This window comes from Bartonella sp. LB28NMGDW (assembly GCF_042194435.1).
GTDB classification, from domain to species: domain Bacteria; phylum Pseudomonadota; class Alphaproteobacteria; order Rhizobiales; family Rhizobiaceae; genus Bartonella; species Bartonella grahamii.
Genome location: NZ_JBHIMX010000006.1, coordinates 79,742 through 101,214 on the forward strand (window position 1 = coordinate 79,742; position 21,473 = coordinate 101,214).

Annotated in this window: 16 protein-coding genes and 1 other RNA gene; 4 read left to right on the top strand and 13 right to left on the bottom strand. The window is 36.8% G+C overall.

Annotated elements, in window-relative coordinates; translation table 11 throughout:
- Positions 1–84: 84 nt before the first annotated feature.
- From murD to ettA, 12 genes are all read right to left on the bottom strand, one after another.
- Positions 85–1,479: a UDP-N-acetylmuramoyl-L-alanine--D-glutamate ligase gene (murD, locus tag ACFIKG_RS05205; RefSeq protein ID WP_375648149.1), complete on the bottom strand. Its 1,395-nt coding sequence runs from the start codon at positions 1,477–1,479 to the stop codon at positions 85–87.
- Positions 1,480–1,483: 4 nt separating this feature from the next.
- Entirely contained in the window at positions 1,484–2,554 is a 1,071-nt protein-coding gene (mraY, locus tag ACFIKG_RS05210; protein ID WP_015856644.1) for a phospho-N-acetylmuramoyl-pentapeptide-transferase, read from the bottom strand.
- Between the two features lie 21 nt (positions 2,555–2,575).
- Complete coding sequence (gene murF / locus ACFIKG_RS05215; protein ID WP_375651869.1) at positions 2,576–3,997, bottom strand: UDP-N-acetylmuramoyl-tripeptide--D-alanyl-D-alanine ligase; 1,422 nt, start codon at positions 3,995–3,997, stop codon at positions 2,576–2,578.
- Complete coding sequence (locus tag ACFIKG_RS05220; protein ID WP_375651870.1) at positions 3,994–5,445, bottom strand: UDP-N-acetylmuramoyl-L-alanyl-D-glutamate--2,6-diaminopimelate ligase; 1,452 nt, start codon at positions 5,443–5,445, stop codon at positions 3,994–3,996. Before ACFIKG_RS05220 ends, murF begins: the two co-directional genes overlap by 4 nt.
- Positions 5,446–5,468: 23 nt before the next feature.
- Positions 5,469–7,211: a peptidoglycan D,D-transpeptidase FtsI family protein gene (locus ACFIKG_RS05225; protein ID WP_375651871.1), complete on the bottom strand. Its 1,743-nt coding sequence runs from the start codon at positions 7,209–7,211 to the stop codon at positions 5,469–5,471.
- Positions 7,211–7,615: a hypothetical protein gene (locus ACFIKG_RS05230; RefSeq protein ID WP_375626139.1), complete on the bottom strand. Its 405-nt coding sequence runs from the start codon at positions 7,613–7,615 to the stop codon at positions 7,211–7,213. Before ACFIKG_RS05230 ends, ACFIKG_RS05225 begins: the two co-directional genes overlap by 1 nt.
- Complete coding sequence (rsmH, locus tag ACFIKG_RS05235) at positions 7,612–8,610, bottom strand: 16S rRNA (cytosine(1402)-N(4))-methyltransferase RsmH (protein WP_375651872.1); 999 nt, start codon at positions 8,608–8,610, stop codon at positions 7,612–7,614. Before rsmH ends, ACFIKG_RS05230 begins: the two co-directional genes overlap by 4 nt.
- Positions 8,611–8,874: 264 nt before the next feature.
- An RNA gene (rnpB, locus tag ACFIKG_RS05240) (RNase P RNA component class A) lies at positions 8,875–9,265 on the bottom strand.
- An 83-nt stretch (positions 9,266–9,348) separates the two neighbouring features.
- Positions 9,349–9,858: a lytic transglycosylase domain-containing protein gene (locus ACFIKG_RS05245; RefSeq protein ID WP_375651873.1), complete on the bottom strand. Its 510-nt coding sequence runs from the start codon at positions 9,856–9,858 to the stop codon at positions 9,349–9,351.
- Between the two features lie 1,315 nt (positions 9,859–11,173).
- Positions 11,174–11,551, bottom strand: coding sequence for a hypothetical protein (locus tag ACFIKG_RS05250; RefSeq protein WP_375651874.1), 378 nt, complete (start codon positions 11,549–11,551; stop codon positions 11,174–11,176).
- Between the two features lie 1,962 nt (positions 11,552–13,513).
- Positions 13,514–14,452, bottom strand: a complete 939-nt coding sequence (locus ACFIKG_RS05255) for an ArsR/SmtB family transcription factor (RefSeq protein WP_375627052.1) — start codon at positions 14,450–14,452, stop codon at positions 13,514–13,516.
- A gap of 673 nt (positions 14,453–15,125) precedes the next feature.
- A complete protein-coding gene (gene ettA, locus ACFIKG_RS05260) occupies positions 15,126–16,775 on the bottom strand; it encodes an energy-dependent translational throttle protein EttA (RefSeq protein ID WP_375636151.1) in 1,650 nt (549 codons plus the stop codon).
- A 162-nt stretch (positions 16,776–16,937) separates the two neighbouring features.
- Here ettA and ACFIKG_RS05265 point away from each other — a divergent pair, with 162 nt between their 5' ends.
- Together ACFIKG_RS05265 and pncA are read left to right on the top strand one after the other, a co-directional pair.
- Positions 16,938–17,474, top strand: a complete 537-nt coding sequence (locus tag ACFIKG_RS05265) for a hypothetical protein (protein ID WP_375627048.1) — start codon at positions 16,938–16,940, stop codon at positions 17,472–17,474.
- 46 nt (positions 17,475–17,520) lie between these two features.
- On the top strand, positions 17,521–18,129 hold the full coding sequence (pncA, locus tag ACFIKG_RS05270) for a bifunctional nicotinamidase/pyrazinamidase (RefSeq protein ID WP_375627046.1): 609 nt from the start codon (positions 17,521–17,523) through the stop codon (positions 18,127–18,129).
- Positions 18,130–18,584: 455 nt separating this feature from the next.
- Here the strand turns inward: pncA and ACFIKG_RS05275 are convergent, their stop codons facing one another.
- On the bottom strand, positions 18,585–19,637 hold the full coding sequence (locus tag ACFIKG_RS05275) for a DUF475 domain-containing protein (RefSeq protein WP_375627044.1): 1,053 nt from the start codon (positions 19,635–19,637) through the stop codon (positions 18,585–18,587).
- Between the two features lie 362 nt (positions 19,638–19,999).
- Between ACFIKG_RS05275 and ACFIKG_RS05280 the strand changes: the two genes are divergently transcribed.
- Both ACFIKG_RS05280 and ACFIKG_RS05285 read left to right on the top strand, forming a co-directional pair.
- The gene (locus tag ACFIKG_RS05280) at positions 20,000–20,539 is read left to right on the top strand and encodes a helix-turn-helix domain-containing protein (RefSeq protein ID WP_375626155.1); all 540 of its coding nucleotides are present in this window, start codon (positions 20,000–20,002) and stop codon (positions 20,537–20,539) included.
- A gap of 389 nt (positions 20,540–20,928) precedes the next feature.
- Positions 20,929–21,108, top strand: coding sequence for a YegP family protein (locus tag ACFIKG_RS05285; RefSeq protein WP_375626157.1), 180 nt, complete (start codon positions 20,929–20,931; stop codon positions 21,106–21,108).
- Positions 21,109–21,473: the final 365 nt, after the last annotated feature.

Genomic DNA, 21,473 nt, shown 5'->3' on the forward strand with positions numbered 1-21,473 from the left:
TAACAAACACTTTAAAAACTAAATTACACAAAAAAAGATTCTGGAGTCTTAACGCAAAAATATTTTTTTATAACTGATGCTTTTTTATTGTAACTGCATCACAAAAGAGACAAATGCTTCACCTCGCATTTCATAATTTTTAAATTGGTCATAACTTGCACAAGCAGGTGACAAAAGAACCGTTACCTCTTTTTCCTTACAACCCATTGCGTCAACAGCTGCTTCATGCACCGCATTTTTCAAAGTTAAGCTCATAGAAAAGGGAAAAGCAGATCCAATGGTGCGGGCAAATTCTTCCGCCGCGCTCCCAATCAAATAGGCTTTACGAATTTTAGGAAAAAATTCTCTAAGAGACTCTATTCCTCCCTGTTTTGCCTCTCCCCCAACAATCCAAAAAATATCATTAAAGGTGGAAAGCGCAGGAGCTGTTGCATCTGCATTAGTCGCCTTGCTGTCATTGATAAACAAAACCGCCCCCATTTTACGCACCTGCTGCATACGATGATCCAGCCCTTTATAGCTTGCTAAACAGTTCTCTATATGTGGATCGGTTATTTTTAAAGCCTGCAACGTTGCTAATGCCATAAGGGCATTTTGCGCATTATGACATCCGCGCAAAGCAGTCATAGACGCCAGATCTGCAAGCATATGACGCTGTCCTTGACAAACAGAAAAGAGCTTAGTCCCATCTGCATAAAAACCATTTTCAACAAAATGATCCTTGGAAATTGCCCAAATTTTCTTCCCCTCATGAAGCAACTGTTGATATAAAACCCGACAAGCTGCATCATCAACTGAAATAAAAGCCTGAGAAGCCTGAGCAATCAGATGCCTTTTGGTTTGCACATAACAGGCAAAACTCCCATGTCGATCAATATGATCAGGTGTCAAATTCAATAAAAGTCCAATGGTCGGCTGAAGAGAGGGTGTAAGATCAATTTGAAATGATGAACATTCAATCACATAGATACGTTTTTTAACAAATGGCTTAAGCGTCAATATTGCCTTTCCAATATTTCCCCCCATCTGCACATCATAGCCCATTTTTTCCAACAAATGGGCAAGTAAAGCCGTTGTAGTTGACTTCCCATTCGTCCCCGTAATCGCAATGAAAGGAACATCTTGGTCACAAAAACCATAATGCTGTAAAAAATGCTGGCGCGCACGAACAAATAATTCAATATCACCGATAATTTCTATATTTTTTTTTCGTGCTTTTTCAACAACCCAATGGGGTTGAGGACAATTTAAAGGAACTCCAGGAGCTACAATCAATGCAACAAATTCTGACCAATCTTCATAACGGAGATCTCGCGTTGGAATATTGTGCCGAAAAGCCATTTGCACGCTTGAAGGACTATCATCCCACGCCACCACTTCTGCACCGCCACGCATCAATGCTTGTGCCGTTGCTAGTCCAGACTTCCCCAATCCAAATAAAGCAACTTTTTGTCCTTTATAACACGCAACAGAAATCAAAATCTCACCGCAATTTAAGTGTTGAAAGACCAATAAGAGCAAGAACAATTGAAATAATCCAAAAGCGTATCACGACTTGGCTTTCAGTCCAGCCTTTTTTCTCAAAATGATGATGTATCGGTGCCATAAGAAACACGCGTTTTCTTGTTAATTTGAAATAACCAACCTGAATAACGACCGAAAAAGCTTCCACAACAAAAAGCCCACCAATAAGAGCCAAAACAATTTCGTGCTTCGTAGCGACTGCAACAGTCCCTAATAATCCTCCAAGAGCCAACGAACCAGTATCTCCCATAAAAATAGCTGCAGGTGGTGCATTAAACCATAAAAAACCAAGCCCTGCCCCAACAACAGCTCCCAATAAAACAGCCAATTCACCTGCTCCCGATACATAATGGATTTGGAGATAATCAGCAAAATTCATATTACCAGAAAGATAAGCAATCAGAGCAAAAGATAAGGCTGCAACCATCACAGGAACAATAGCAAGGCCATCAAGTCCATCCGTCAAATTAACCGCATTACCGGTCGCGACAATAACAAAAGCAGAAAAAGGAATAAAAAACCAGCCCAAATTGATAAGATAATCTTTCAAAAAAGGCAAAGCGAATCCAGATGAGCCAATTTGTAAGATGACAAAAGCAGCAATTGCGGCAACACAAAACTCCAAACTTAACCGTGCTTTCCCAGAAAATCCTTTGTCTGTTTGTTTTGTGACCTTAAGATAATCGTCATAAAATCCAATTGCCCCAAAAGAAAGCATAACCAATAGCGATACCCAAAAATAAATATTCGATAAATTACACCACAAAAATGCCGATACCACAATACCGGTTAAAATCATCAATCCACCCATTGTAGGTGTTCCAGCCTTTTTAAAATGTGTTTGAGGACCATCCGCACGAATCGGTTGCCCCTTACCCTGCCGCAATTTAAGAGAAGCAATGATGCTAGGTCCAAACAAAAAGACGATGAGCCCCGAAGTAAGCATAGCCGCTATCGTGCGAAAAGTAATGTAACGAAATACATTCACACCTGGAAGCCAATCACTAAACGAAGAAAAAAACAGCATCATGGTACAAAAAACCTCTTAAAACTATGAAGAAACCGCTTTATAGCGGTCAAGCAATGCAGTCACAATATCTGATGAACAAAGGCTATTGGATGATTTAACCATAAGCAGATCCCCAGAAGAAATTTCTGCTAAAAGGAGAGATAAAATTTTCTCAATATTTTCAGCATAATGAACCTTAACACCAGCAGACAAATCACTGACTAAAGATTTCATCGCCTCACCAAATAGAAAAACCGGATTAGCACCGGAAAGACGTATTGGCTTTATTAAATCACGATGAAGCTTTTCACTATACTCCCCTAACTCTAGCATATCTCCTAAAATAGCAATTCGCCGCCCCTCTTCTCCGACTGGTCCTGTAGCAAGAAGCTCAAGCGCAGCACGCATAGAAGCAGGATTTGCATTATAGCTTTCATCAATGAGATAAAATTCACCCCCATTTGATAAAGACAGTCGATAACGAACACCTCGCCCCTTTTGAGAAGAAAAATGGCGAAAAGAAAGAAGAACAGGCTCTAACTCAACTCCCATAGCATCACAAGCAGCAATAACCCCTAAACTATTTTGCACAATATGGCGTCCGGGAGCACCAATTTGAACCTCCCTATCCCGCTCCCTAATACGTACAATCATAGAAGAATGATCAGTTAGAAGACGTATATCTCGCGCTTGATAATCAGCATTTTTGCTCTCACCAAAGCTTAAGATATTCTTTACACCGCATTTCTTTGCTTCTTGAACGAGATAAGAAAAAAAATCACTATCCGCATTTAAAATGGCAATGCCTTTCTCATCTAATCCTTCAAAAATTTCAGCTTTTGCCTTTGCTATTTCTTCAAGATTTTTGAAAAAACCCATATGTCCTGCACAAATATGCGTAATGAGAGCAACATGCGGACAAACCAGTTTGACTAGAGGGCGAATTTCATCTCTATGATTCATGCCAATTTCAAAGATACCATAATCACTCTCTATAGGCATCCGCGCTAAAGTGAGTGGAACCCCCCAGCAATTGTTTAAAGAAGCAAGATTCGCATGAACGTTCCCAGTCGTTGCAAGTGCTTGTTTCAAAGCTTCTTTTGTCGTTGTTTTTCCCACCGATCCTGTTATCGCGATAATCTTAGCTCTTGAACGTTTGCGTGCAGCTTGTGCAAGTTTTTCTAAGGCTTGCAAAACATCAGGAACAACAATAAGTGGGGCCGATATTTTTTTCATATCCCTCAAACGGTGTTCCGCAACGATAAGAACGCCTGCACCTCGTTCATAAGCTTGCGCAGCAAAATCATGACCATCAAGATGATGCCCTTTAATGCAGAAAAAAATATCACCTTCCGCAAGAGTACGACTATCAATGGAAACCCCAGAAAAAGTTTCTGGCATGCTTCCCATTACAACACCATTAATTGCAGCAACAAGTGCTTGCTTATCCCATAAAGCTGTCATTTCTTTCGGTCCTCTAGAGCTTCTATCGCTTTCAAACGATCTGAAAAAGGATACGTTGTCTGCCCTATAATTTGGCCATCCTCATGACCTTTTCCCGCAATGATGAGTGTATCACCAGCTTTCAAAAGCTCCACCGCGTAAGAAATAGCCTCACCACGATCTGCTATCTCTATTGCTGTTGGCACTGCCTGTAAAATATCCTTGCGTATTTTTTCTGGCATTTCTGTGCGAGGATTATCATCGGTTACAATAACAATATCCGCTTTATCCGCCGCAATTTTTCCCATCAAAGGTCTTTTTCCTTGATCACGATCTCCTCCACAACCAAAAACAACAATTAAACGCCCTTGCGTAAAGGGACGAACAGAAAGCAAAACCTGCTCCAAAGCTTCTGGTTTATGAGCATAATCAATATAAACAGGCGCATTATTTTCTGTCTTTCCGACAAATTCTAACCGCCCAGGCGCCCCCTGCAAAGTTTCAAGCGCAGAAAAAACCTTACGAGGTGAAACACCCGTTGCAATTGCTAACCCCGCTGCCATAAGCGCATTGGCTACCTGAAAATCTCCAGCCAAAGGCAAATCAAATGTATAAATATTATTTTCCACACGACACTCAATACACTGTTTTGAGCGTTGATGTTCAACACGATTAATCGTGATAAATTGCCCCTTACGACCAATTGTCAAGACACGGCGGCGCGCTTGTGTAACAACATCAATAACCTTTTGTGAATAGACATCATCAGCAAAAATCAAAGCGGGAGCAGATACAGGCAAAAGTGTATCAAACAACTTCATTTTAGCCCGCAAATAATCCTCTACCCCCGTGTGATAATCCATGTGATCTCGCCCTAAATTGGTAAAGGCACCAGCCGTTAAACGAACTCCATCAAGTCGTCCTTGATCAAGCCCATGCGAAGATGCTTCAAGGGCTGCATGCGTCACACCTTCATGAGAAATTTCACAAAGAAGACGGTGCAAGGCAACCGGATCAGGTGTTGTGAGAGAACCATAAACATTCCGTTTAGGAGAAACAACACCAACCGTTCCTATACTCGCAGCACAAAATCCAACATGAGTCCAAATTTGCCGAATAAAAGAAACAACAGATGTTTTACCACTTGTACCAGTCACAGCAACGACCGTTTCAGGCTGAGAACCGTAAAAACGTGCAGCTGCCAACGCTAAACTATGACGAACATTAGAAACACGTAAAATGGGAACAGATAAATCCTCAAGAACAGCATGACAATCTGTAACAATTGCTCGTGCGCCACGCTTTATCGCATCATCTATATAGTGCCTTCCATCACTTTTTTTTCCTTGAACAGCGACAAAAACATAGCCTGGCAAGACTTGTCGAGAATCTGCACTGATTCCTGTTATTTCCATTGAAGAAAGATTCTGATCTTCAAGACATTCTGTAAAAACTGTTCCAAACAACATAACGCTGCACCTTTGTATTCATTTTACCGTTGTTTAACGAAACTTGAATTACTCTTTTTACTTAAAAGAGGCTCATATTCTTTTTTAAAATCGGATTTTACACCAAGAAAACTAGCTGTGCGACGAACAATATTAGCAAGCATTGGTCCAGCATTCATCCCCGCTGTTGCTGAACGCTGTCCCTCTGCAGGCTTTGGTTCATCAATAATTGTTAAAACAACGTAAACAGGATCATCAATAGGAAAAGCAGCAAGAAAACTATTGAAATTTTTTGTTTTAGAATATTTTCCATTTTCAACTTTTTCAGCTGTTCCTGTCTTACCACCTACACGATAACCTTCGACTTTTGCATTACGTCCAGAACCAATATCACTATTTAATTTATAAAGGTAACGCATATTTTGACTTGTTTTAGCCTGCAAAACCCGTTTTGCATGGTGCAACGTTTGTCCTTTTGTACGTTTTAAAAATGTCGGAGCAATTAACCAACCACCATTCATTAAAGCAGCAGCCCCAACAGCTGTTTGCAAAGGTGTTGTTGCCATACCATGCCCAAAAGAAATCGTCATAGAATGGATATCCTTCCAATGATGAGGCACAATAGGATGGGCAACTTCAGGCAATTCTGTTGTCAATCGATCCAGTAAACCAAGTCGTTTCAAAAAATTACGATGTCCATCAATCCCCACCGCCAATGCCTCTTTAGCAGAACCAATATTGGAGGAATAAATAAAAACCTCCCATAACGTTAAGGGACGATTTTTCCCATGAAAATCATGAATAGTATACCCACTACTTGCTTTTATTGGCTTTGAAGCATCAATAATACTGTTTAAATGAAAAATATCGGAATCAAGAGCCATAGCAGTTGTAAAACTTTTAATGATTGATCCCATTTCAAAAGCTCCTGCCGTCATCCGATTGAGACGATCACTTTTTAAAGCTTCAATAGGATTTCCAGGATCAAAATCTGGTAGTGATGCCAAAGCCAAAACTTCCCCCGTATGTATATTTAAAATAATAGCTCCTGCAGCAATTGCCCTATAACGCTTCATAGCCTGAATAAGTTCATCATGAACAATTGCCTGAACACGCACATCAATCGAAAGCTGAACTTGTTTTAATGATTCTTCCATAGCAAGACCAGCGGCACGCAAAGCACTCAACCCCGCATCATCAATATATTTTTCCATACCTGCAATGCCCTGATTATCAACATTCACCATACCGAGAATATGGGAAGTTACAGGTCCATCAGGATAAAAACGACGAATTTCAGTCCGAAAACCAATTCCTGGTATACCAAGAGCCATAATTTTCGTCTTTTGCATTGGTGTTAACCCACGCTGTATCCAAGAAAAACCAGATTTTCTTTTTAAGCGCTTATAGGTTTCCTGCCAATTAAGATCAGGCAAAACTGTTGAGAGCAATTCAATTGTTTCATCCACATCAATAATACGTCGTGGCTCAGCAAAAAGTGAATAAGTTTTAATATCTGTTGCCAATAAACGACCATTACGATCAACAATATCAGGCCGTGCCATCAATTGAAGAACTCCTGGCCCCTTTGCTTCTTCAATCTGTCCACCTTCCAACCCATAAGAAATAAGGCAAGCCCCCATGATGCCATATAAAATTAAAAAGCAGAACAACGAAAAAAGCAAACGTGGACGACTAGAATAGGGACGACGAACAGAAACATTATGATTATTCAACGAATTCTTTAAGCGCTTTTTCTTCTGTGAGAATAAAAAAGTCGATTTCATTACTGCGCGCCTTTTTGGACAACATCATTTATCTGAGAAGCCCGATTATTTGTCAAAATATCCTGATTATCTTCCAAGATATTTTGTTTAATCACTTCTTCAATTTGATCATGTACCCGTACCGGAATATCTTTAAACGCCACGATTTGACGCGGCTGTATAACCTCTAACTCAAGTTCTTTTTGATAACGTTTTGCAAGTTTTTGCATGCGTGAAGGCCTTATCATCACAGCCCACTCAGCACGAAGCAAACTTACCGTATTTTTTGCTGCAGCAATTTCATGCTCAAGATGACGAACTTCGTTCATTCGTTTTTGAACATCATATTTTACTTTATAAGTAAGACCTGCCATACAAATCATAATCATCACTAAGATCATATCAAATGTACGAAAAACTGTCATTTCTTGCCGCCTTCAAAACTGGCAATCTCTGCTAAACCAAATAATTTCATATCTGCTGCAAGAGCCTCTGCTTTAGTTCGTACACCAACACGCAACCGCGCAGAACGTGAACGAGGATTTTGCTGTAACTCCTCTTCACTTGCAGTTATCCCCCCTTTAAACAAAGGAAAAAATGTTGCTGGAGGCGTTTTTATTTCAGGAAGATAGCGTGATCTCATACACTCTCCTGAACGAAAAGAAAAAAATCTTTTGACCATACGATCTTCAAGAGAATGAAAACTGACAACCCCCAAACGACCACCCGGTTTCAAAATGCGTTCAGCAGCAAATAAGCCACGTGCAAGTTCACCAATTTCATCATTAACATAAATGCGAAGAGCCTGAAATACACGTGTTGCAGGATGAATGCGATCTCCTGGCTTACGTCCTATCAACGCTTCGATAGCATACGCCAAATCACCTGTACGCAAAAAAGGCTGAACAACACGACGCTTTTCAATCATCCGTGCAATTCGCCCCGCATAGCGCTCTTCTCCTAATATCTTAAAGATACGTGCCAAATCCCTTGCTTTTAAGTGATTTACAACATCGCCAGCAGTAAAACCAGTCTGAGCCATTCGCATATCTAATGGACCATCTTTTTGAAAAGAAAATCCCCTTTCAGCTTCATCAAGCTGCATTGAAGAGACACCAATATCCAAAATAACGGCGTCTACCTTCTCTTCAACAACGCGATCCAACTGTGAAAATTCCATTTGCACCAAACGAAGTCGTGGAAAAAATTCTTCAACAAGCGATTGTCCCGCACTAATAGCATGAGGATCACGATCAAGAGCGATCACCTCCGCCCCTGCCTTTAACAAAGCGCGCGTGTAACCACCAGCACCAAAGGTGCCATCAATCACTTTTGCTCCAACCAATGGCATAAGCCCAGCCAAAACTGGCTGCAACAACACTGGGATATGGCGTTCAGCTCTTTGATCCTGCTTTATCAAAATAATCCGTCTTGAAGTTATGCTGTCTCAAATCAACAGCTCTCTCATAGCAACTGATTTTAGAGTAACCTAGCCTTCAACTTTCATATTAATCACAATGAACGAAAAAACTAAAGTTATCCCAAGACAGATCCTAACGCATTATACTTAAAGAAATGTTATAATTTTTTAAAATACTCTTTGCTCAAGTGTCCATTTCAAACACATAGAATCCATAAAAGACCATATATAATTGATCTTATAAAATATCGCGTATCATCATGAAATATCAGTCGGCCTATAAGCCGGGTTCTGTAGAGTAAAGCTTACACTTTACATGGCAACCATTCATCTGGGACGGATGTTACCATCCGCCTCGTGCAACCTACCCGAATGACTCGCCCGGAAATCGGCTGCAAATTAAATTTTGCACGTCATTTCTATTTGGTCTTGCTCCCGGTGGGGTTTACCTTGCCACATTCATTACTGAATGCGCGGTGGGCTCTTACTCCACCCTTTCACCCTTACCTATAAAAATAGGCGGTTTACTTTCTGTGGCACTTTCCCTAGGGTCACCCCCGCCGGGTGTTACCCGGCACCGTCTTTCCATGGAGCCCGGACTTTCCTCACCTGCCGCATTTTAGCATTAGACAAGCGCGGCTGCCCAGCCGACTGACGCATTAATTTATAAAACATTTTCTGCTCCGTGAAAATAGCATCTTAAAATATTTTATAGCAAACCTGTCTAAAAAGATGTTTTTATTTTAATGAAGCCAGATAAGTTTTCACTTTTGCGCAATATTTCGCCGAAATGGAATTCATTTTTTTTGCAGCATGACCTGCGTTATATTTAAGGATTGTACCACACGTACTTCCACCACTGAGTTTATACGCCCGTGCCAAATAACGCATACCATATTCAAGATTGGTCGCAGGATCGTACAAATCCTGTACAGAACCACTAAAGCCCAACCCTCGTGCCGTAGAGGGTTTAATTTGCATCAAACCTATTTCGCCAGCAGCCCCCCTTATACCTGCCTTATAATTACTTTCAACTTTTACAACAGCATGTGCTAAATTAACGGGAACATTATATTTATTCGCAAGTTTCTGAATAAGAAACTCATAAGGACGATCAGGAATCTTAGAAGCAACAATCACTGAGGCTTCTCCTGATTCCGCAACATTTAAGACACTATGAGTCCAACTTACATCAAATACAAAAAATACAGCACACGCTGTATTTAACAAGATTTTCAAAAATTGCATTTTCTTTCTCTTCACTCAAACATTCTCAAATTCTAGTTGCAAATAATTTGCAAACGTATTGTACAAAAAAAGAAAGCAAAAGAACGGCTTGAAAAAGGAAAGAGTAAGACAATTTCAAGATAAAATTCTGCAACAAAAGAAAATCTCTTTATGCACAAATTATAGATTTATCTATATCATAAAATAAAAAAAATAAAGAGACTATAATTAATCTTATAGCGTATTAAATAAAATGATATAATCTGTAAGTTTCTGCTATCACTATTGTATCACTCAATTTTTATATTTAAAAAATAGCATCTTAAAGAGAGACAAGAACATCTTTTTACCGAAGATCCTCAATATCAAAAAAGTTTCACAAAAAATATAAACTGTTATCAACACTTCTCTCTGGTTAATAAACACCCACAGCACTCTTTATGTCCGATAAAACCCCAACAAATCATAAAACAAATCCCCACTCCCATCATTGCGCATAAAAAATTCATAAATATACTAAAACCATCATACTCTTTACCAATTCAAAATATTGCAACAGACTTTTAGCTCTCAAGATGCCTCAAAGAAGCTTTTTACTTCTTCTTTTGAAAGAGCTTTTATCCACACAAACCTCTCACTTGTAGTGTACAAGAAACTAATTTTGATTTTTTCACCATGAATAAATTTAAAACGAGAGAATTTTACAATTCTTAAGATTCTCACTCAATATGAAAATGACAAATTATCATTACAAAACAATATGCTAAAAAAGCTATATCCGTCTTTGTCTCTACAACAAAGCTTAACAATTACTTTTGTCTGTTTTTTGAAAAATGTTAGGAAACTCAATACCCCCAAAGCCTTTTAAATAAAAATAAACCCTCATCTTCATTCAAATATTTTTTTCTTTGTCACAGACAATCACCTTATCAGCCTTGCACCTCATTTTCAGAAATCATACAAGTGAATAAATATTCTAAAATCCGTAGAACAAAGGAATCTTAAATCCTTTTAAAATTTTCTATTTTCTCATATCAAATAAAAAAATAACCGGCATATAAAACGCGATTAACGTGTTTTATTATAGCCAATACTGCTTTTGCTTTTGTTATTGTCGCGATTGATAATACAATTAACTCGACCAATACCCTTGACAGACTTTCTTTCACTCCTGTAATGATTGCATCATTATCGTTATACTTTGATTGCTTACCTTTTGAGTAAGATAAATTTTGCTAATTATCCTACAAATTGATTATCTCCTCGCACTTTTCAAAAATTCATGAAAAGCTCTTGCTGCTTAAAATAAAACCCAAAAGCGCGATTAAAAAAACAGCTAAAAATAAGCATTAGCAATGGAAGGACGAGAAATCGCTTTTGAGAGAGCCATAGCAACAGTTTCACCAGATTTTTGAGCCTGCTCACGACTCTGACCACTTTTAGCAGCAAGCGCAATTACATCACGACGCAGCTGCGCAATAAACAACTCTTGCTGTTGAGGGTCCATCTTAGAAAGATGCTTGATAATATCTGGAAAAGATACGGACAATCTCTCTAACAACTCCTCCTCTGTTACATCAAGATTCTGAGAAGAAAAAGAAGGGCGACCGGAAAAAAACTGATAAACAGTACCGCTTTGAGAAGCAAAAAAGACAGCGCCAAAAATAAAAAATACGAATAAAATAAAAATAATACGACGCGAAAAAGATTCCATTATCTCTTACCTAAAGATCACAGAACACAAACATAGATTCCTTTTATGATTCTCTTTATAGCATTCAACAATGCCTAAATAAAGAAAAATCAAATTATTGAAAATGAATACGCCAACACTATCCGCCCAACAAGACCTGCCCCTCTGTGTATTCAGGCACCATAGGCTAAACTAATAACAGACCTTACAATTCCCCCTAATAACACCTTACAACACCCCCTAAGCAATTATAAAAAGCCTGACTGAGGAAATCCTCAGTCAGGCCAGACAATCTAGGGGATCCACGCGGGGGGGGGGGGAGGAGGTTCCCCGATCGTCCTCTCACATCAACCACTAAGATAGCCGATGCAATATTCTTGCTATGGAATAAAATTCTTTAAACGACAAGGAATTCTTATCATCTTCTACGCAAAAGAACATAAAAGAGTTATAAATTGTTTAAAAATGTTTAAATTTAGGCAAAAAAAGTTCACAATGACCCAATTTGAAGCAATTTTATTTCAAGAATCATCAATTAGAATCTACGATCATTATAACTTTTAAATAGTTTCTTTCATAACTCCGATGACCATAATTAAAAAACCGTAATTTCTACGTATCCACCTTATAAAAATCAAACTATGTAAAAGTAGAATCACTTTTCCAACAGCAATCACCACAAAAAGAAAAACGTAGATTTTTAAAATCTTACACAAATAACCGTAAAAAATGAAAAACATCTTCTTGCAAGAAAACAATAAATTTAGAGAAATAAAATCTTATCTATCTTCATAAAAAACTCTGTAAATGATTATTAAAATATTGTCGCATCTCTCATGTAACAATCAATGAAGAATTTAAACAGCTTAATTTTATGAAAAAATGAGAACTCTGAAGGTATTTGTTTCGAATCACGTGCTATAATCATTCCAAATAACGATAAACTATTTTACAATAACCAACAGGCTCTAACGCATTTTAACATAACAAACCGAGATCAATGCAGACAGTTTCTCTTAATCTCTATCATTTAAATGATTCCGTAAAATAATACACACAGTAGTTTCTACACTCAAAAATTGTTATAGTCTGTTCTTCTAACGTAAATAATGCATTGATTTACAATCATAACGCATCATTTTACAACTTACATGAGAGATCTCAAGAACGTAAGATCCCTTATTTTAAATCTTCGTCCATTGAATCAATGAATAGCCATACTATGGCACATCACAAACAAGAAAAAGCATATGGATAAAAAACATAAAAGCCCAAAAATAAAAACCTATTGCCGTCTTTACCATCCCTTTCATTTGCCTTTACGAATTTCAAACATGCTCATAACGCTGTGTTTTAAATAATGAAAATCATGCATTGTCTTACCCTTTTACCCCTTCGTCTTTTTAGAGCATCTTTTTGCACCACTCACTAAAAATTCCAAGGTACTTCTTATCTAAGCACCTGTTTTAAAGAGACATCGTAAGATCTATTGGGTACCACCATTTTTGACATTTATGAAGGTATGAGCCATCACTATATTATATTGTGCGCTATTACATCATATCGCCGCCGCTCTCATATTTAGAAATATGTATTTCCTTTTACAAACGCTATTATTTAGATAAATATCTTCTCTTGTAACAAACAAACAGACTCTTTTGGATTCTGAAACAGGAAATTTGAAATGAAAAAATATTCCTATATTCGAGCCTCTCATTGAAATCTAAAAAATCAATATATTGGCTAATAAAACAAATATGATATCAAGACACCTTAAATAACGATCCTCATAGGCTTATCTCTATAGAAGGTGCTTTCATTACACAGTACACAGCCACCAAGCCCCTGTAAAACACCAATACTCTCATATAAAAACATAATACAAATGTAAAAAACAATAGATTATCAATGATTGAATAAAGTTTTATCTCTACGCTATTCCTTAAGAAAAATCAGAGAATAAAGCAGGTCAACAAACGCGATTTATGCAAAATCGACTTGTTTATCTTTGATATCGTCAACTAATAAACGCGGATCACGAGCAAGCCAAAGCGTAACCATACCCTTCTCACTGTTTTCATTTTGTATAGGAGTAAGACAAACCGTTTGTTCTAGAACAAGTCCCGTATTTTTAAGCCATTGTTCTATTTGTAAAGCCGAAAATCCAAAACGCGTATGTGCTTGATCAGAATATGAAGACTCAATTTTATGATAACCAAAATCCACAATCAATAAACGTCCATGAGGACGCAAAACACTTGATATCTCATGAAGAAACATTTCAGGATTTTCAAGAAAATGTAAAACCCAATGAAGAATAACTAAATCAAAAGTTGTATCTCCAACAGACAAGTGAAAAACATTGCTATCAAGCACAACTTCAACCGCATGCGTATAAAGATTAGAAAACAATTTTAAGACAGAGTCTCCACCTATTCCAATATTCAGCATCGTTTGAAACGGTTTATCGCCAATGATTTCAAGTAAAGCGTTTTCCACACCATGATCTGCCATATAGGATGACCGTAATACATCCCATTGCAACGTATTTTGTAAAAAATGCTTCTTCCTCGTTTTTTGACGCTGCTTTTTAACATCCTTCAAACGTTCTAAATCATGCGCTAACAACATATCATGCTTTGGTAAAGCCGAAAGAACACCCATCACAATGTCTTTACCCAAAAAATCATGACAAAGCTTAAAATAAAGGCTATCTCCCTTCTGATAACGCTCAATCAATCGTGCTTCGTACAACAAACGTAAATATCGTGATATACACGCTTGCGACTGATCAAGAATAAAAATAAAATCAGGAATTGTTAAATCTTCATGACGCAAGAGCGTAAGAACACGTAAATGGTTTATTTCTGCGACCGCTTTTAGCAGCACAATCATTGCATCTAAACTTGCACTTTTTTTCATAATTATCCCTTAAACATTCTTATAAACATTTGTTTACAGAAAAAAAAAGTCAAGCATAAAACGCATATTCTCATCTATTTTGTTCTCTCTATTTTATTATACTATAAAAAAATAGGCTACTGTAAAAAACGAACAGATCTCATCTCTCTGCTTCTCGTTATAATGATAATGCATTGATTTATAATAACAATTAATCATTTTCAACTTGAATAAAACATCGGAATACCGTAAATTTTCCTCATTTCAAATCGATTCATGATAAATCAATCCAAATTATTCTCTTACAGCTCATAAACAGAGGAGACATATGGATAAAAATACTTTTTATAGTCATCTCAAAACAAGAACTGCGTACCATTGAGAAAAAATAAATAACATGATGGTGCCAGCTTGCATTTTTATTAAGTAAAGATGACAATGCTCAATGACCAGAGCATTTGTAGAAATAGTACTATACTCTTCATCCACTCCTTTTCATTGCAATTTTACAAGCAATAACCGGTTATATATCATGAGTAGAATAACCCTATTTAGGTCATAATTTCATAAAGTGTCTCTTACTCTTTTCAATGAATAAAAACTTACACAGAGTACACACGCACTTTATTTATGAAATAAAAAACGCAATAAAACACACTATTATTCCAACAAAGTTGAGATAAGATAAAAAATTCTAGCGTGTAAGAGGTTTATAATTTGCATGCTTAGGATTAAGAGATTCCGCCCCAAGACGACGAACTTTATCAGCCTCATATTCAGCAAAATTACCTTCAAACCATTCTACATGACCATCACCTTCAAAGGCTAAAATATGTGTTGCCAATCGATCAAGAAACATACGATCATGCGATATGATAACTGCACAACCAGCAAAATTTTCCAATGCATCTTCCAATGCACCCAATGTTTCAGTATCAAGATCATTTGTCGGTTCATCAAGAAGAAGCACATTCCCCCCCTCTTTTAGAAGTTTCGCCAAATGTACGCGATTGCGCTGGCCTCCTGATAAATTTGCCACCTTCTGCTGTTGATCTGCCCCCTTGAAATTAAAAGCCCCGCAATAAGCGCGACTATTCATCTCATATTTGCCTAATTTAATAATGTCATTTCCACCAGAAATTTCCTCCCAAACAGTTTTATTCCCCACCAAGGAATCGCGACTCTGATCCACATAACTCATGTGAACTGTTTCACCGATACGTATTTGACCTGAATCGGGCTGTTCCTGTCCCGTCAACATTTTAAACAAGGTCGACTTTCCCATACCATTGGCCCCAATAACGCCGACAATACCACCAGCAGGAAGTTTAAAAGAAAGAGAATCAATCAATACACGCTCACCATAAGCTTTAGAGAGATTATCAACTTCAATAACAACCTGTCCTAATCTTTCTCCAATAGGGATAATGATTTGCGCCTCTCCAGGACGGCGCTCACGTGCTGCTTGAACCAACTCATCATAAGCCTTAATCCGAGCTTTTGACTTTGCTTGTCGCCCTTTTGGACTAGAAGCGATCCATTCTTGCTCACGTGATAAAGCACGTTGACGCGCTGCCTCTTCACGGCCTTCTTGAGCCAAACGCTTAGCTTTAGCCCCCAAATAAGCAGAATAGTTCCCCTCATAAGGAATACCTCTCCCACGATCTAACTCTAAAATCCAACCCGTTACATTGTCGAGAAAATAACGATCATGGGTTATCAAAAGCACAGCCCCAGGATATTCACGTAGATGCCTTTCAAGCCAAGCCGTCGTTTCAGCATCTAAATGGTTTGTCGGTTCATCCAAAAGTAACAAATCAGGTTTTGACAAAAGCAATTTACAAAGTGCAACACGCCGCTTCTCACCACCCGAAAGTTTTGTTACATCCCCATCGGCTGGCGGACAACCAAGAGCAGCCATAGCCATTTCCACTTGACTTTCTAAATCCCAAAGATTCTGACTGTCAATAATGTCCTGAAGCCGTGCACTTTCATCAGCCGTTTCCTCGCTATAATTCATCATCAATTCGTTATAACGCTCAAGAATTTCTTGTTTATCTGCAACACCTTCCATCACATTGCCACGCACATCTTTGCTCGCATCAAGCAAAGGTTCTTGTGGTAGATAGCCACAGCGTGCTCCTTCAGAAATCCATGCTTCTCCCGTATATTCCTTATCTAGCCCAGCCATAATACGTAAAATAGTTGACTTCCCTGCACCATTCGGCCCTAAAATACCGATCTTCGCATCTGGATAAAAAGACAAATGAATATTTTCTAGAACTTTTTTATTGCCGTAAGACTTGTTAAGCCCAGCCATATGATAGATAAATTGACGTGCCATAAATTTCTCTTTATATTGTGCGATATTAAAGATTAGGATTTTGAAAAAAACTGCTTTTGCTTTTTGAAACTGTACAGTAAATAGCACTTACATCGTATCAAAAGCTTTTCGCCTTATATTGGTATATTTTTTCTAATCTCACAAGCCCCAGTATGGTTCTGAATGCAAAAAAACATCCCCCCAAAAAGCAAAAAGCAAATCTTTTTAGCTGTACCTGAAACCTGTTATCAAACATTGCCTCTCTTTTCCATACCAGATATAACATTGTATTTTTATCGTATTAAACCAACTTATCAATGTAATATGGTACCACAAAGAAAAGCAATTCTCTATGCGCCTTCTTTTTTCGCTTTATGGGCTTTATATTACGCAGTAAAAAATCCTTCTCTTTTTTCATCGATTTTTTGCTACGGGAAGCAATGGACTTCACCCCTTGCCTTGATATGGCTTAAATTACGTTTACAAAACGACCGCCGCCTTATGGGATCTGACGTCCCAAGCCCAATGATCATGAAAGCTTTGCATCAACACGTAGCAAAAAATGAATACAGTGCACTTCCCATTGGTACGTGGTTACAATTCGTAAAAAACTATAAAACCAATTGTAAAAACTTATCCATCCCCCTCTTTTGGCTTGATAATTATAAAAATAATATCAATATCCAACACATCATTTCAAAACTTCAAGACGACATATAGCTTTTTTAAAATACGATAAAAGCTCATCTCGTATAGGAATATATTTATGGAAAAAAAAGCCTTAATCGTCATTGATGTTCAAAATGACTTCTTACTAGGTGGAGCACTTGCCGTACCACAAGGTGATGCTATTTTACCCGCCATCAATAATCTCATAAATCATTTTGACCACGTTATCTTAACCCAAGACTGGCATCCCAAAAACCATTGCAGCTTTGCTTCCTGCTATCCTGAAAAAAAGCCCTATGATACCATCATTCTTGACTACGGTCCTCAAATACTTTGGCCTGATCATTGCATACAAGGAACACAAGGAGCAGAATTTCATCCATCTCTTAGAGTGGAAAAGGCACAACTTATCCTTAGAAAAGGCTATAATCAAAAAATGGATAGCTATTCTGCTTTTCTTGAAAATGATCAAAAAACACCAACAGGTTTACAAGTTTATCTCAAAGAACATGGTTTTACCAAGCTCATTATGTGTGGCTTAGCAACTGATTTTTGTGTCGGATTTTCTGCTCTTCACGCTATACAATGCGGTTTTAAAGTCAGTGTTTCATTAAATGCCTGTGCTGGTATTGATGTAAACGGATCACTAAACACTATGCTTAAAACGATGAACGAAGCTGGTATAGAACTTTTAATGGTCTCTTAAAATATTCTTCTCTAATCTACTATTATAATATACTGATTTATAAAGGATAAATTATTTTTCACATATTTAAGTGAAAGTCTAGAATATCGTAAATTCTCTGATTTCAAACCTGTTTCAAAACCATTCTCTTACACGTTACAAAGAGAATCAATGTATGAATAAAAATCATTCAAAAAAACAGTAAAAATGCTTCTTATGAACCATTAAATACAAGAACTTATCATAATATTGAAAGCTGGTAAAAAGTATAGCATCAGCTTTCTGTCTTATATTTAGGTCAAAAAGTACCCTAAAGATTTTACACTATTCCCTTCATGAGTAGTATCATGCAATGGACTCAACTTTAAAATAAAAACACAAATAAGCAATAAAATAGTATTTTATTTTGCATAAAAGACCTCTTTCTATTCAAAGATATGTGATAAACAAAAGCCTGAGAAAAGAAGAAATCTCCATTACTTAGACACAACATGTTTATCCAATTGACGATGCTTAAAACGAATCGAAGAATATAATGCCATTCCAATAATACAGACTCCCACAAGTCCTGTTAAAACTTCAGGAACCGATATAATCGTTTGCAGATACATAATCACTGCAAGAACTAAAATTGCATAAAAAGCACCATGCTCTAAATAACGATAATGCAATAATGTTCCTGATTCAACCAACATAATTGTCATAGAACGAACGTAAAATGCACCGATACCAAGACCTATCGCAATAATAAAAAGGTTATGTGAAAAGGCAAAAGCACCAACCACGCCATCGAAAGAAAAACTAGCATCAAGAACTTCTAAATAAAGAAACGCCCCTACTCCCCCGTGAGTTACTGTTGTTAAAGTCTTTTGAGGGGTATCCAAGAGATGACCGACAACTTCAACACCGATAAAGGTCAAAAGTCCATAAAGGGCTGCCAATAAAAAAGTCATTTTATCTTCTGTGTCAATCTGCCCTGAAACAAACAAGATCAAAATCAAAACAATTGCAATATCAATCCCAACAAGCGCCCCAAACTTTTGAGCAGGTCTCTCTATAACATTAAGCCAATGTACCTCTTTTTCAGAATCAAAAAAATATTTTAAGCCAACCATCATAAGGAAAGTGCCTCCAAAAGCAGCAATCCCCATATGCGCATCGATTAAAACTTCAGCATATCGATGTGGTTCCCATATCGCTAATTTTACTGCCGCAATTGGATTAATCCCAACAGCAACGACAACCACCAATAATGGAAAAACAATTCGCATCCCAAATACAGCTATCAAAATGCCCCATATAAGAAAACGACGACGCCACAACGGATCCATTCTACTAAGAACACGCGCATTGATAATAGAATTATCAAACGATAAAGAAATTTCCAAAACTCCTAAAACAAAGCAAATAAAAAAATATTTAAGAAAACCAGTAATACTTTCCGTTTCAAACCAACCAATAACCCCTCCTAAAAAGACACCAATAATCGTGAAAAAAAAAGCAAACCCAAAATAGCGTAATAGGGCCATGATCATTCCTCAAAGTTTATTTTCTAATTCATCTAAAGCACACCCAGTACAAATCCAAAGTTTGAATCTCTTTAAAGTTGCATCTATTAATGCAGAGGTGTATAGAATATATATGGTAAAGTTACATGAAAATTCTCTCAAAAAAAGCAAGAGACAAATGTAGCAAACAGAGAATTTTGTTTTGAAATGAATATCAATTGTCAATACAGTAAACGAAAGATTTCTTTCTATCCACGAAAAATAAAAAAATAAAAAGAAATTAAAGCTATAAATATTGACATTATATCATAGAATATTAATACATAGTGTGCTTTTATTATTTAATGATTTATACCATGATGATTTACTGAGGGAGATAATTCGTGGCACGTCCTGAAACTGAATCAAAAACCATATTTGGAAAACGTTTGCGTTATGTACGTCTTGCTTTAGGCGATCCATCACGTGAAACCTTAGCTAAAAATTTTAGCATGACAAAAAATTCTATTGCTTTTTATGAGCGTGGGGAGAGAGAACCCAATCTTAGTGTTTTACAAACATACCGCACGTTATATGGTGTCAATATTAATTGGCTCTTAACTGGACAAGGAAAAATGTTTGACACCGAATATACAAAAGGTGATTTTGACTGGAATTATTTTATTAAAAAAATCGAAGGACTGGAAGAAACACTTGCCAATGGTGAGCGTAACGAAAAACTAAATAAAGAGAAAATCGACAGCTCTTATGAAAAATTGCAGCAATATTTGTCAAGACAAGGTTTATCTAATGGCCTTAACCCTAAAACTACAACCTCTCTGATCGACATGAAAGCTAAAATGGCCAATTCTTATACTCTTAGCTTATTCATTGATTTACTCATTCGAAGCGTATCCCAAAAAGAGGTTATCGCTAATCAATAAACATCTATTTTAAAAGAAAAAACAAGAAATGATTAAGCTCTACCAGTATGGAGAAAAATATTTTTCACTTTATCCATGCTGGTAAGATTTTGTATAATTTATAAAATTTGTTTCTATAACGACAATAAAAATATTTCCATTGTAAATAAAAGTATAATGTCTTTAAATTAAAAAAATAATTTTTAGTATAAAATTTTCATTCATATCTTATTGACAAGAAATTTTTTCTTGTTAAAAGAATAACAGCTCTCATAGAAATTATTTTTTAAGGTCAGAAAATTTAAGGGAAATATATTGACGACTTCCTATAGAGACATACATTAATGTTCAAAAAGGGATTAGTTAAATATTTATCCTGAAAATTATCAGCTATTTTATGAGGTGGAAGCATGTATTTTGAGGTGTTTCAAGGAGTTCACAATCAATGGTACTGGCGTTTAATCTCAGGAGATGCACAAAAAATTGCTTTTTCTAGTAAAGGTTATCCAACAAAACAAGATATCCTAATCAATATTGAACAAATCAAAGAAATTACACATAAGGCTCTTATTAGAGAACTACAGTTCTAACGTTCTTTACCATTAGAACAAGCGTTTATTTTATATAATGGTATGTGAGTTACTTTTGTGACAAATAAAAAGTGATTGTTTTTCCCTCAGTGGGATGAATCTTTTGTGTTATTTCTAACACTCATAAATAACAGTCAAATTCTTGCATATTACTATATGTTTGTTTTCAATCATACTTAACTCTCTGTAGCACTTATAAAAAAGAAACTCTTTTAAGTCTTTTATTTTTTATAAAAATAAACGCACATGAAAAGAAGATGAATCATCAACGATGAAATACAATTACTCTACCAAATATTAATATCTTTTACCTTTATATTCCTCTTCTGTATCTGATAATCATAACTGACTTACCCATTTCATCT

Bases quoted from the DNA above. Each gene is read 5' to 3' on its own strand.
- ACFIKG_RS05245 (WP_375651873.1), bottom strand. From the start codon at position 9,858: ATGCAATTTTTGAAAATCTTGTTAAATACAGCGTGTGCTGTATTTTTT.
- ACFIKG_RS05220 (WP_375651870.1), bottom strand. From the start codon at position 5,445: ATGTTGTTTGGAACAGTTTTTACAGAATGTCTTGAAGATCAGAATCTT.
- ettA (WP_375636151.1), bottom strand. From the start codon at position 16,775: ATGGCACGTCAATTTATCTATCATATGGCTGGGCTTAACAAGTCTTAC.
- ACFIKG_RS05225 (WP_375651871.1), bottom strand. From the start codon at position 7,211: ATGAAATCGACTTTTTTATTCTCACAGAAGAAAAAGCGCTTAAAGAAT.
- ACFIKG_RS05230 (WP_375626139.1), bottom strand. From the start codon at position 7,615: ATGACAGTTTTTCGTACATTTGATATGATCTTAGTGATGATTATGATT.
- pncA (WP_375627046.1), top strand. From the start codon at position 17,521: ATGGAAAAAAAAGCCTTAATCGTCATTGATGTTCAAAATGACTTCTTA.
- ACFIKG_RS05250 (WP_375651874.1), bottom strand. From the start codon at position 11,551: ATGGAATCTTTTTCGCGTCGTATTATTTTTATTTTATTCGTATTTTTT.
- ACFIKG_RS05255 (WP_375627052.1), bottom strand. From the start codon at position 14,452: ATGAAAAAAAGTGCAAGTTTAGATGCAATGATTGTGCTGCTAAAAGCG.
- ACFIKG_RS05265 (WP_375627048.1), top strand. From the start codon at position 16,938: ATGCAAAAAAACATCCCCCCAAAAAGCAAAAAGCAAATCTTTTTAGCT.
- ACFIKG_RS05275 (WP_375627044.1), bottom strand. From the start codon at position 19,637: ATGGCCCTATTACGCTATTTTGGGTTTGCTTTTTTTTTCACGATTATT.
- mraY (WP_015856644.1), bottom strand. From the start codon at position 2,554: ATGATGCTGTTTTTTTCTTCGTTTAGTGATTGGCTTCCAGGTGTGAAT.
- ACFIKG_RS05285 (WP_375626157.1), top strand. From the start codon at position 20,929: ATGTATTTTGAGGTGTTTCAAGGAGTTCACAATCAATGGTACTGGCGT.
- murF (WP_375651869.1), bottom strand. From the start codon at position 3,997: ATGACAGCTTTATGGGATAAGCAAGCACTTGTTGCTGCAATTAATGGT.